Source organism: Novosphingobium sp., from assembly GCF_025351285.1.
Classification (GTDB): domain Bacteria; phylum Pseudomonadota; class Alphaproteobacteria; order Sphingomonadales; family Sphingomonadaceae; genus Novosphingobium.
Window position 1 is genome coordinate 1 of the sequence record NZ_JANXWG010000128.1, and the last position, 11,892, is coordinate 11,892.

At 64.4% G+C, this 11,892-nt stretch carries 9 protein-coding genes; 7 read left to right on the plus strand and 2 right to left on the minus strand.

Features of this window, described 5'->3' with window-relative positions; all coding sequences use genetic code 11:
- The first annotated feature begins 144 nt into the window (after positions 1-144).
- The 3 genes from Q0R16_RS15425 (at position 145) to Q0R16_RS15435 (ending at position 4,886) form a co-directional block, all read left to right on the plus strand.
- Positions 145-2,763, plus strand: a complete 2,619-nt coding sequence (locus Q0R16_RS15425; protein WP_295638015.1) for a CusA/CzcA family heavy metal efflux RND transporter — start codon at positions 145-147, stop codon at positions 2,761-2,763.
- A 331-nt stretch (positions 2,764-3,094) separates the two neighbouring features.
- Complete coding sequence (locus tag Q0R16_RS15430) at positions 3,095-4,204, plus strand: efflux transporter outer membrane subunit (RefSeq protein WP_295638018.1); 1,110 nt, start codon at positions 3,095-3,097, stop codon at positions 4,202-4,204.
- A gap of 4 nt (positions 4,205-4,208) precedes the next feature.
- Complete coding sequence (locus tag Q0R16_RS15435) at positions 4,209-4,886, plus strand: hypothetical protein (RefSeq protein ID WP_295638021.1); 678 nt, start codon at positions 4,209-4,211, stop codon at positions 4,884-4,886.
- Between the two features lie 129 nt (positions 4,887-5,015).
- Here Q0R16_RS15435 and Q0R16_RS15440 read toward each other — a convergent pair whose 3' ends face one another.
- Both Q0R16_RS15440 and Q0R16_RS15445 read right to left on the minus strand, forming a co-directional pair.
- The gene (locus Q0R16_RS15440) at positions 5,016-5,690 is read right to left on the minus strand and encodes a GntR family transcriptional regulator (protein WP_295638024.1); all 675 of its coding nucleotides are present in this window, start codon (positions 5,688-5,690) and stop codon (positions 5,016-5,018) included.
- Complete coding sequence (locus Q0R16_RS15445) at positions 5,668-5,820, minus strand: hypothetical protein (RefSeq protein WP_295638027.1); 153 nt, start codon at positions 5,818-5,820, stop codon at positions 5,668-5,670. The genes Q0R16_RS15440 and Q0R16_RS15445 overlap by 23 nt, the downstream gene beginning before the upstream one ends.
- A gap of 1 nt (position 5,821) precedes the next feature.
- Here Q0R16_RS15445 and Q0R16_RS15450 point away from each other — a divergent pair, with 1 nt between their 5' ends.
- From Q0R16_RS15450 to Q0R16_RS15465, 4 genes are read left to right on the plus strand one after another with little or no spacing between them, the layout of a single operon-like run.
- Complete coding sequence (locus Q0R16_RS15450) at positions 5,822-7,549, plus strand: CocE/NonD family hydrolase (protein ID WP_295638030.1); 1,728 nt, start codon at positions 5,822-5,824, stop codon at positions 7,547-7,549.
- A gap of 58 nt (positions 7,550-7,607) precedes the next feature.
- Positions 7,608-10,298: a TonB-dependent receptor gene (locus tag Q0R16_RS15455; protein WP_295638032.1), complete on the plus strand. Its 2,691-nt coding sequence runs from the start codon at positions 7,608-7,610 to the stop codon at positions 10,296-10,298.
- Positions 10,299-10,325: 27 nt separating this feature from the next.
- Positions 10,326-11,438, plus strand: a complete 1,113-nt coding sequence (locus Q0R16_RS15460; RefSeq protein WP_295638035.1) for a CapA family protein — start codon at positions 10,326-10,328, stop codon at positions 11,436-11,438.
- Positions 11,435-11,887 (plus strand): TRAP transporter small permease subunit, encoded by a 453-nt coding sequence (locus Q0R16_RS15465; RefSeq protein WP_295638038.1) that lies wholly within the window; start codon positions 11,435-11,437, stop codon positions 11,885-11,887. The genes Q0R16_RS15460 and Q0R16_RS15465 overlap by 4 nt, the downstream gene beginning before the upstream one ends.
- Positions 11,888-11,892: the final 5 nt, after the last annotated feature.

Here is an 11,892-nt window from a genome sequence, read left to right on the forward strand (position 1 = left end):
ACGCTGTGCTGTCAAAATCTTCCCTCAAGCTGATCGCTGATCCCATGGTCACGCCCTCCAATTGCAGGGCGCCATTGATTCAGAATTTCGCCAGTTTGGGAATCCCCCCCGTGAGTCAGCCTCACGGCAGGTTGGTATTACGAGGTGCAGTTGGATCGCGACAAGCTGCTCGCGCACAACGTGACAGTCCCGCAAGTGCTGGCGGCGATAGGAAAAAGCGATGCCAACGTCGGCGGCCAGACGGTCAATTTCGGCGAACAAGCGGCGATCGTGCGCGGGATCGGGCTGATCCAGTCGACCGAGGCGATCCGCAATGTTCTGGTGGGCACGCTTGGCGGAACCCCGGTTGTTCTTCGGGATGTCGGCCAAGTCAAGATCGGCAACCTGCCCAGGCTGGGCATTGCGGGCGAGGGCACGGACGACGACATCGTCATGGGCATTGTCCTGATGCAGCGCGGCGCACAATCCTTGCCGACGATCCATGCGGTCGAACAGGAAATCGACACGATCAATGCGGGCGGGGTGCTGCCGCCGGGCGTCAAGCTAGAGCGGATTTATGACCGGTCGGACCTGATTGGCGTCACCACGCACACGGTGATGGAGAACCTGGCGGCGGGGGTGCTGCTGATCTTCGTGCTGCAATGGCTTTTCCTCGGCAATTTTCGCAGCGCGGTGATCGTGGCGCTGACGATCCCCTTCGCGCTGTCGGTGGCGATCCTGATTCTGACCCTGCAAGGCGAGAGCGCGAACCTGCTGTCGCTAGGCGCTCTCGATTTCGGGCTGGTTGTCGATGCGGCGGTGATCATGGTCGAGGCGATCTTCCGGCGCATGGCAGGCCGTTCGCACTCCATCGGCGCGGGCCGGATCACGCCGAGCCGCGCCAACCGCTTCTCGGCCATCCTCCATGCTTCGAGCGATGTCAGCCGTGGCATCTTCTTTGCCGCCGCGATCATCATCGCCAGCTTCCTGCCGCTGTTTACACTGACCGGGATCGAGGGCCACATCTTCGGGCCGATGGCCAAGACCTATGCCTATGCGATTGGCGGCGGGCTGGTCGCGGCCTTCACGATCGCGCCTGTGCTTTCGGCATTGCTCCTGCCCGACCGGGTGCAGGAGGTGGATACGTGGCTGGTTCGACAGATTCGCCGTCGTTATGAGCCCGCGGCTTCGTTCGCGCTGAAGAATCCGGTGCTGACGCTGGGCACGGCAGCGATCGCGCTGGTGGTGACGGTGGGCTCTATCATGGCGCTGGGCGTCGAATTCCTGCCGCATCTTGAGGAAGGCAACCTCTATATCCGTGCTACTTTGCCAGCGTCGGTGTCGCTCGAAGCCGGGCAACCGACCGTCATCCAGATCCGCCACATCATCGCTAGCTACCCCGAAGTCGAAAGGGTCACGACGCAGCACGGCCGCCCTGACGACGGCACCGATTCGACCGGCTTTTTCAATGCCGAATTCTACGCGCCGCTCAAGCCAACAAGCGAATGGCCGGCCGGGGTGACCAAGGAAACGCTGACAACTGAATTGCAGCATCGGTTGCAGGCGCGCTTTGCCGGGGTCGATTTCGAATTCTCGCAATATATCGAGGACAATGTCGAAGAGGCGACATCAGGGGTCAAGGGCGCCAATTCGGTCAAGATCTTCGGCAGCGACCTTGCTACGATCGAGCGGCTGGCCAGCCAGATCAAAATTCAGATGATGAGCGTGAAGGGTGTGGCCGATCTCGGGATCAACAACTCGCTCGGCCAGCCGACCGTGCGGATCGAGGTCGATCGGCTGGCGGCGGCGCGCTATGGGCTGACCCCCGACGATATCAACACCACCGTCGCCGCCGCGATCGGCGGGCAATCGACCGGCGATCTCTACGAACAGGGCACCGACCGGCACTTCCCGATCGTAGTGCGGCTCGATTCATCTCAGCGGGGAAACATCGAGGCGATCAAGCGGATCACGATCGGCGCGCCGGCGCCAAGCGGCGGAGGGCTGGTCCAGGTGCCGCTGTCCGAAGTGGCAAAGGTGCATTTCGCCTCGGGCGCTTCGTTCATCTATCGCGAGCATCAGGAACGCTACGTCCCGATCAAGTTCAGCGTACGCGGGCGCGACCTGGGGGGTACGGTCGACGAAATCCGGGCGCGCATCGCGCGGCATGTTGTGCTGCCGCCAGGTTATCACCTTGAATGGGCTGGCGATCTTGGCAATCTGACGAGCGCGGTCGACCGGCTCAAGATCGTGGTTCCGATCAGCCTGCTGCTCATTCTGGTCCTCCTGTTCGCCAATTTCGGGTCAATCCGAGATTCGCTGCTCGCGTTCAGCGTGATCCCGATGGCACTGGTCGGCGGGGTGCTGGCGCTGGTGCTGACAGGCACGCCGTTCAGCATTTCGGCGGCGATCGGCTTTGTCGCGCTGTTCGGGATCGCAACGATGGACGGCATCCTGCTCGTGACAGCGTTCAACCAGCAGATCAACGAAGGTCTGCACCGCGACGATGCGATTGCCATCACGATCCGGCATTCGATGCGGCCGGTGGTGCTGACGTGTCTTGCCGCGGCGATCGGGCTGTTGCCGGCCGCGCTGTCGAGCGGCATCGGCAGCCAGGTCCAGAAACCGCTGGCGCTGGTTGTGGTCGGCGGGATGACGCTGGCACCGATCCTGATTTTACTGGTGCTGCCGGTGCTGATCGCGCGGTTTTCGCACCATCGCGGCGCGCACGGCCACGCGATCCGCCGGCACCATGCCGATGGCACTCCGATGGCGCCGGCTTGATGGACAGGCGCTGCGCTGCTGCATGCTGTGTTCTGCTGCTCACTGCATGCATGCCTGGTCCTCGTGACTTGCGCGGCACCGCGCCGCTGCCCCCGGCGCGTCCGTCCGAGACGATCGTTCCGGCGTCGGGTTCCCCGCAAGCGATCGTGGCCGGCGGCGCGCCACTTCCGCGCTGGTGGGAAAGCTTCCGCAGCAGGCGGCTCGACGCGCTTGTCAATGCCGCGCTGGCGCACAACAATGACCTGGCCGTGGCCGAAGCGACGCTGCGCCAGGCTCTCGCGAACAGGCGGCCGCGACGGCGGGGTCACAGGGCCCGCAAATCGACGCGAGCTTGCAGTCGCAACGTCTGCGGGCTTCGCAAACCTTCTCGCCGCCGCTGCCCGATCCCAACGCCTACATCTACAGTCTCCACACCGCGCAATTGACCGTGGCCTATCCGATCGATGTGTTCGGCGGCGGGCGCAGCAAGGTGCAATCGGCGCGCGCCGCGGCGGATGTTGCCGCTGCGCGGTTCGTTGCGGCCAAGACCACCATCGCCGCGAACCTGACGCTGGCAGTGATCCAGCATGCGTCGCTCGAGGCGCAGATCACGGCAGCCAGGGACGCGATCGACAGCGATCAACAGCTCGTCATCCTGCTTGAGCGGCGCAGGGCCATCGGTGATCTGGGCGAATCCGACGTACTCGCTCAGAAAACTGCGCTCGCCACGGTCGAAGCCGCCTTGCCCGCACTCGAACGCCAGGCGGAGCATCAGGCAGGGTTGATCAGCAGTCTGATCGGCGTGCCGACCGGGAGCACGCCCCTCGATCTGCCTCGTATGGCGGAGCTTTTGCTGCCCTCCAGGCTGCCCGTCGGGTTGCCAGCGGACATTATCGCGCATCGCCCCGATGTCCGCGCGGCCGACGCGCAAGTGCGCGGAGCCGCGGCCGACCTGGGCACGGCCATCGCCGCGCGGCTACCCTCGCTACAGCTTTCGGGCAATATCGGTGGATCGGCCAACCGGATCGAAGATGTGTTTGCCAGCGGCAACCCATTTTTCGCGGTGATCGGCACACTGGCCCAGCCGATCTTTCACTCGCACCAGCTATTGCATCAGCAGCGCGCGAGTGCCGCCGCGCTCGACGCGGCCAAGGCGCAGTACCGGTCAGTAGCGCTGCAGGCGTTTCTCGACGTCGATGATGCGCTGGCCGGGCTCAAGACCGACGCAGCCGCGCTCGACGCCGCATCGCGCGCAGACGTCGCAGCAAGCAGTTCGCTGCGACTGACCCGCCGCCAAGTCGAGTTGGGCGCCTTGGGCACGACTGCCCTTCTCAATGCATCGGTTGCCGCCTCGCAGGCCTCCGCGCTTCTTGTTCAGGCCCAGGCAGCGCGGTTGAGCGACAGCGTGGCCTTGTTCCAAGCGACAGGGACAAATTTGGGCGTCCAGTCAAAAGAGGATTGAAGTCATGTCCGGTCCGATCGGCGTCATGTCTCACAAGATCATCCTGAAGGCGGGATTGTTGTTGATTTCTGCCAGGATCGATTTGCAGCCAGTCGAGGCAGTGATCGATCCATCTGCGCCGATTACGATCGCCGATCCGTCACAAGCACGATATCTGAAGGTCGACCCGGAAATTCGTGGGCCCCAGCAGGTTATCAAGAATCGCGTTGTGGGCATCGACCGCGACGAAATGCGCATTCATCAGGTCAACATTCAGCCAACACGGCCCGCGACGGATTTGATCATTGGGTCAGATTTGATGAGTGACATGAGGATCGGCTTCGACTTCAAGCGGTCCAAAGTGCGTGTTTTCGATCAGGGCGACCGTCACGTTGGCAAGGGCATGCGCATGGCAGCCATTTCAGTGTCGAAGATCAGTGGCTGCCTGATTGCTGATGCGCGCAATGAACACGGCGATCCCATCCGGATGGCTATTGTGGGACGACCTGCGGATTCAGATATTTCCGGCCACCCGCTTGTCAAAGTCTCATTGGGCGGCGTCCCGCTGACTGCCCTTGGTACTTCAGGTGGATCTGGCCAGTGTACCGATGGTGAAGTTGCCATCACATGGGGCAGTTTCGCAGATCAACACATCATATTCGATGTTGGTCACAGGCAAATGTGGCTGGCGGCAAGCCACTAAAACCAATAGGTAAAGTTCGTATTGTTGTTGGGCGACCCGCTGGCGGAAGCGGCGTGAAACCCTTCGTAAACCTTGCAAGTGAAGCAACAGATCCCGAGCCTGGCATCGGCTCTTCATGGTGATAACGCCTCAGCCGTTCACTTCGTGGTCGATGCTCGACAGGGTTTCGAACCCGTCTTCGATATGACGGCGCATGGCGGCCTCGGCGAGTGTAGCGTCGCCAGCCTCGATCGCCTCGATGATCGCGCGATGATCGTCGATCGCGGTGCGCAACCGTTCGGCGCTGTAGAAACTTTCGAACAGCAGGCGATGGATCGGCACGTTGAGCCGCTGGAGCACATCGCCGATCACCACGTTTCCCGATCCGGACACGATCAGCCCATGCCATTCGCCGTTGAGCCGACCGAAGCGTTCGGGCGCGTTGCCGCTGACGCAGGACTCCAGCCCGCCATGCAGCTCGCGCAGGCGCAAGCGATCCCCCGCGCTGGCGTGGCGGGCGAAGTCGGCTGCCGAGATACCTTCGAGCGCCGCCCGCGCGCGGTAGATCTGGCGGACCTCCTCCAGGCTTGCGGTACGTACGGATGCGCCGCAAAATTCCTCGATAGTGACGAGCCCTTCGCCTTCGAGCCGTTGCAGCGCGTCGCGTACTTTCGAACGGCTGCCACCGGTGCCGCGAATGATGTCAATCTCGACCAGCCGCTGGCCGGGCACGAAGCGGCCGCGGCGGATGCGTTCACGGATCCAGTCAGCGATTTCGGCTGCGGTGGGAGCGCGGGATCGGTCATCGGCTGGCTGCGTGGACATGACGAGCTTTTGCCCGAAACCGCACAATATTGTCAACAATTTCGTCAGCATCATTTTTCTTGCGGCCAAACCGCAAATTGCCGATGAGATTGTCGACAATTTGCAAAGGCAGGGAATCGAGGATGCGCAAGATGGCTCTGGCTGTCGCATTGCTGGGAATGACGGGCCAGGCTGTTGCCCAGTCCGCTGCCCAGTCCGCTGCGCCCGACTCCTATCCCGACTTTGCGCGCACTTCGGTCTACGTACCCGTCCACGACGGCACCCGGCTGGCGGTAAACATCTATCGCCCGGCGGACGCGCGCGGGGTTGCCACTCAAAAGTTGCCGGTGATCTTTGCGTTCACCCCGTACCGCGCCCGCTTCCGCGACGAAAAGGGCCAGGTGATCGAACTTTCGCTCAACGACCGGCTGGCGCTGCGCTCGCTGATCCGTGCGGGTTATGTCGTCGCCACCGCCGACATTCGCGGCAAGGGGGCATCGTTCGGCCATCGGCGCGGGTTCCAGGACCGCACCGAGGCGCGCGACGGCTACGATCTGGTCGAGTGGCTGGCGCACCAGGCTTATGCAACCGGCAAGGTCGGCATGATGGGCTGCTCGTACCTCGGCGGCACCGTGTTCCAGACCGCGACGACCGCGCCGCCCTCGCTCAAGGCCGCGTTCATCGGTGCGTCCGAACTCGACAAGTACGCCTTCGTGCGCAACGGCGGGATCCCGACGCAATTCAATACCCGGCCCGACGAACCGCCCGCGGTCGATCTCGCGTCGATCCCGGTCGATGACGATGGCGATGGCGCGCTGCTCAAGGCCGCGGTGGCCGAACACGCCAACAATACCCCGATGGCGCCGCTGTGGTACGGCATGCCGCACCGCGACAGCGTGTCGCCGCTGACCGGCAACGCATTCTGGGAAGAAGTGGCGGTTTACAAATACCTGCCCGCGATCCGCGCCGCGAAGATCCCCACCTATTTCTGGGGCAACTGGCAGGACGAGCCGACCGCGCAAGTGCTCGAAGGCGCGGCGGCCACCGGCGGCAAGTTCCTGGCCGGGCCTGGCAGCCATTGCGTACCGCCGCCGGGCTACGATTTTACCGGCGAGGTGCGCCGCTATTTCGACCACTATCTCAAGGGCATCGACAACGGCATCGAGCGCGAGCCACGCGCCACCTGGTGGCTCGAACGCGGCGACGGCACGGGATCGTTCCAGCACACCGCCGCGCTGCCCGGCACCACATCGAAGCCGCAGCGCTGGTTCCTGGCCGGAGGCAGGAGCGGGACCGCGCGTTCGGTCAACGACGGCATTCTAGGCACGACTGCGGGCGCGCCAGGCCAGGACCGCTTTGCCGTCGACTACAAGTTGCCGCCGGCCGACTACTTCGCGTTCTGGGCCGGCCCGATGGATGATCACGGGCTGAGCTACACCAGCGCGCCGCTGGCCAAACCCATGACATTGGTCGGCTTTCCAGTCGCGCACTTGTCGGTCAGCGCCGACAAGCCCGATGCCGATATCTTCATCTACCTTGACGAAATTCACCCCGGCGGGAAAGACGAAGTGCTTTCGTTCGGGCGGATCAAGCTTTCGCACCGCAAGATCTCGCCCGCGCCCTATCCGACGTTCGGCGTGCCGTGGCATTCGGGGAGGAAAGCCGATGCGGCTCCTCTCCCTGTCGGTCAAACCGCAACCCTCGCCATCGGCCTGACCCCGGTTTCGCGCGAATTGCCGGCCGGCGCGCGGCTGCGGGTGACGATCACCGGCGCCGATCCGCGCCAGCGCAATCTCAGGGACATCGCGCAAGTGCCGCCGCCTGTCCTGACCGTAACCCGCGGCGCTGGTTCGTCCATCGACCTGCCGCTTTTGAATTAGCCGCCATCCTCAAGATTCCGATCGGGCAAAGACCCGCAATGGAAGGGAGTAGATCATCATGAAGGGACTGATCACCATGCCTTACAGGACATCGTTCCGCACCACCGCCATGCTGGGCACTTGCCTGGTTGCGCTCACCCTCGCGCCTGCGGTTCATGCGCAGGATGCCGCCCCGCCGCCCGCTCCCGCGGACGCGCCATCCGCTGGCGAAATCGTCGTCACCGGCAGCCGCGTGCGCGTCGAAGCTCCAGTCGGGTCGGCCATCACTTCGCTCGGCCGCGCCGACCTGGTCGAATCCGGCCGCGTCACGCTCGATCGCGCGATCAAGGAACTGCCGCAAGTGTTCGACCTGGGCGTCAGCGAAAATTCGCGCGGCCAGTCGGGTGGCGCGGGCAATATCGTTTACGGCAACTCGATCAACTTGCGCGGCATCGGCGCAAACGCCACGCTAATCCTGATCGACGGTCACCGCGTGGTCAACAACAGCCGCTCGACCGATCCCTCCGTGCTCCCGACGCTCGGTGTCGACCGGGTCGAGGTCGTGGCCGACGGTGCCTCGGCCATTTACGGTTCGGACGCGATCGCCGGCGTGGTCAACCTGATCCCGCGCCGCAGCCTCAACGGCGCCGAAGCCTTCGGCCGCGCCGGGGTGTCCGACGATGGCATCTACCACGAATATGCGCTGGGGGCGGCGGTAGGCAAGAAGTGGAGCCGCGGCCAGGTCATGGTCGCTTACGAACATGTCGAAAAGACCAACCTCAACGGCGACAGCCGCCCGTTCTTCACCTCGAACCAGACCCCGTTCGGCGGCAATGACTACAGCCTGACGCGCTGCGCACCCGGCACGATCCGCACCACCACGGCCGGCGTGGTGACCAGCTACGCCATCCCCGGCAGCGTGACCCAGGCCACCGCCGCATCGCTGATCCCGGGCACCAGCAACCGTTGCAGCGATGCGCAGGGACAGGATCTGATCCCCAAGCAGAAGTACGATTCGGTCAACGGCACCGCGACCTTCGAACTCACCGACTGGCTGACGGTGTTTGCCGACGGGTTCTATTCCAAGCGCAGCTTCGAGCGCCTGCCCGGCTATGCCAGCGCAACGTTGACCGTACCGCAAACCAACGCGTTCTTCGTGCGGCCCGCCGGGTTCGCGGGCACGAGCTACGCGCTCGACTACAATTTCCGCGGAGACGTGCCGCGCAACCTCCAGACCGGATCGGGTGAAAGCTGGCAGATCACGCCGGGCATCCGCATCAAACTGCCTCACGATTTCCAGTTCGAAGCACTGGTCAACAAGGGCCGCACCAGCGACACGTCGCTTACCACCATCGGTGTCGGCAACGCCGCGCTGAACGCTGCACTGGCCAGCAGCAATCCGGCAACCGCGTTCGATCCTTATGGCTTGGGCCGGACATCGGCGAGCACGCTGGCGGGCATCTTCAACCAGATTTCCAACGACCCGACCATCGGCCACTTCACCGGCTACGAAGCCCGGCTCAACGGTGGGCTGTTCAGCCTGCCGGGTGGCCAAGTCAAGCTCGCGCTCGGCTACGAGGGCCAGGAATTCAAAGTCGATCTGGGCACCGCGCGCGGCGCGCCAACCACGCCGCTGGTGTTCCGCACCTTCGGCCGGCGGGTCGATTCGGCTTATGCCGAACTGCTCATCCCGATATTCGGAGCGGGTAATGCGATGGGCGGTTTCCAGAAACTCGATATCGACGCTGCGGTGCGCTACGATTCCTATTCGGACGTCGGCAAGACCACCAACCCCAAGGTCGGCGTCAACTGGACCCCCGTAAAGGGGCTGACCTTGCGCGGCAGCTACGGCACCTCGTTCCGCGCGCCCACGTTGCCGCAGATCTACGGCAATTCGAACCAGTTGTTCGTGCAGAACTACCAGAACCCGGCGGGCGGCGCGCCAATCGTCGGCGTGGCACGTTCGGGTGGCAATCTCGGCCTCAGCCCCGAAACCGCCACCACTTACTCATTCGGTGCCGACTTCGAACCGGCCCGCAACCTCAAGTTTTCGGCGACGTATTTCAGCGTCGATTACAAGAACCAGGTCATCGCGTTGCTCAGCGATCTGGCGGTGCTTACCCGGCTGTCGCAGTTCAACGGCACCGGCCTGATCGTGCAAGGCCCCGATGCGGCGACCGCGATCAGCGCGCTGGTATCGCAAGGGCTCGCGGTGGCGGGGGTCCTGCCGGCAACGCCGACGCTATTCGTCGATGGGCGCAGCCAGAACCTGGGCCGGTCGATCACCCGGGGCATCGATTTCACCGCGAACTACCTGATGGAGACCAACAAGGCCGGGACGTTCCGCTTTAACCTGAGCGGCACGTATCTGACCGGGTTCAAGACCGCGCAGACCCCCGCCGCGCCCTTTGTCAACCAGCTCAACCAGATCTTCCAGCCGCTGAAGTTCAAGATGCGCGCCGGGATCAACTGGGAAAAGGGGCCGGTCGGCATCGGGCTGCGCGCCACGCATATCAACGGCTATACCAACATCGCCGTCACCCCCAACCAGCAGGTCAAAAGCTACACCCCGATCGACCTCAACCTGAACTTCAAGGTGGGCGATCGCGCCAAGCCGTTCACCTTCGGGATCGAGGTGCGCAACCTGTTCGACATCGACCCGCCATACGTCAACATCGCGCCGAGCGGGAACGGCAGCGGCGGCTATGACGCCACCGCGTCCGATCCGATCGGCCGGCTGGTCGCAGTCAGCGTCCGCAAGTCGTTCTGAGGCAAGGGGCGCGCGGCGGCACTTTTGATGGTTGAGGCGCGCTCTCTGTCGATCGTCCTGGCGGGCGATCTCGTGCTCGACGAGCCCGATGGCGCGTACTGGCTGGCGGGAATCGCGCCCGCCTTGCGCGCTGCCGATCTCGCGATCGGGCATCTGGAGGTGCCGCACACCATTTGCGGCGCGGAACTGGCCGGGGACGTGCCAGCGCCGGGAGCGCCGCCCGAAAACCTGGCGTCGATCGCGGAGGCCGGGTTTGCGATGCTGAGCCTGGCGGGCAACCATATCGCCGATTGCGGCGCGCAGGGGATCGCCGATACCTGCGCGGGTTTGGCCGCGTGCGGGGTGGCCTTCGCCGGCGCCGGACAAGACCTGGCCGAGGCGCGCCGGCCCGCGATCGTCACGCGCAACGGGCGGCGTGTGGCGCTGTTATCCTACAACTGCGTCGGACCCGAGGCCGCCTGGGCTGCCCCTGCGCGCGCCGGCTGCGCATACCTGCCGATCGCAACCGCAGACGGATCGCCCATCGCCCCCACCGCGCCGCTGGAAGCTATGACCGATGCTGCCCGCGAAATCCTGGCCGACGATATCGCTTCGGCACGCGCGCAGGCGGACATTGTCCTCGTCGCGCTCCACAAGGGCATCGTCCACACCCCCGCAAAGCTCGCGCCTTACGAACGCGCGGTGGCCCATGCCGCGATCGATGCCGGCGCCGATGCCGTGATCGGCCATCACGCGCATATCATTCGCGGCATCGAGTTCCACCGGGGCAAGCCGATCCTCCACGGCCTGGGCAACGGCTGCGTCGTCACCCGTGCGTTGAGCCCATCACAAAACCATCCCGCCCGCGCCGCTTGGGCGGAGCGGCGCAAGGTGCTGTTCGGCTTCGAGCCCGATCCCGCCTATAGCCTGGCTCCGTTCCACCCGGAGGCCGTCAACGCCATGCTCGTGCGTCTCGATTACACAGACGATGCGGTGCTGTCGGTCAGCATGATCGCTGTCGACGTGAAGCCGCCGGGGCGCCCGGTTCTTGCAGCCGAACCCCGCGCGGGCGAAATCCGCAAGTACCTTGAAGCGATCACGATCGCGGCGGGTCTGCCACCGATCCGGGTCGATCGCGCCGGCCGGGTTATCGCAGCATGACCGCGCCATTGACCCGGATCGGCGTGTGGCTGGGCGGCAGTGCGCTTGTTGCCGCAACCTCGATCAACGTCGGCGCGGTGATCGGGAGACGGATCGGGTTGCCGCTCCACGGCGCGATCGAACTGGTTCAGGTCTGCGTGCTCGTCGCCGGGACAATAGCTCTTGTGCGTGCGACGGCGCTGTTGGCACACGCGCGCATCCACCTCCTCCTCGACCGTCTGCCACCTCCGCGCCGTGAACTGGCAGACCGGCTTTCCGCGCTGGCAGGAATGCTGTTTTTCGTTGCGCTGCTGGCCGGATCGGGATGGATCCAGGCCGATTTGTGGAACGCGCACGAAACGAGCGAAGTCATCGGGGTGCCGTGGCGTTTGCTGCGGCTCGTGGCCAATTCCGGGCTGGTTCTGATCGCCGCGCTGTTCGCCCTGCAGGCGCTGCGAGGCCGGCGATGATCACT

What these genes read in the sequence shown, in the direction of transcription:
- Q0R16_RS15435 (WP_295638021.1), top strand. Translation starts at nt 4,209, where the DNA reads ATGTCCGGTCCGATCGGCGTCATGTCTCACAAGATCATCCTGAAGGCG.
- Q0R16_RS15440 (WP_295638024.1), bottom strand. Translation starts at nt 5,690, where the DNA reads ATGTCCACGCAGCCAGCCGATGACCGATCCCGCGCTCCCACCGCAGCC.
- Q0R16_RS15450 (WP_295638030.1), top strand. Translation starts at nt 5,822, where the DNA reads ATGGCTCTGGCTGTCGCATTGCTGGGAATGACGGGCCAGGCTGTTGCC.
- Q0R16_RS15455 (WP_295638032.1), top strand. Translation starts at nt 7,608, where the DNA reads ATGAAGGGACTGATCACCATGCCTTACAGGACATCGTTCCGCACCACC.
- Q0R16_RS15460 (WP_295638035.1), top strand. Translation starts at nt 10,326, where the DNA reads ATGGTTGAGGCGCGCTCTCTGTCGATCGTCCTGGCGGGCGATCTCGTG.
- Q0R16_RS15465 (WP_295638038.1), top strand. Translation starts at nt 11,435, where the DNA reads ATGACCGCGCCATTGACCCGGATCGGCGTGTGGCTGGGCGGCAGTGCG.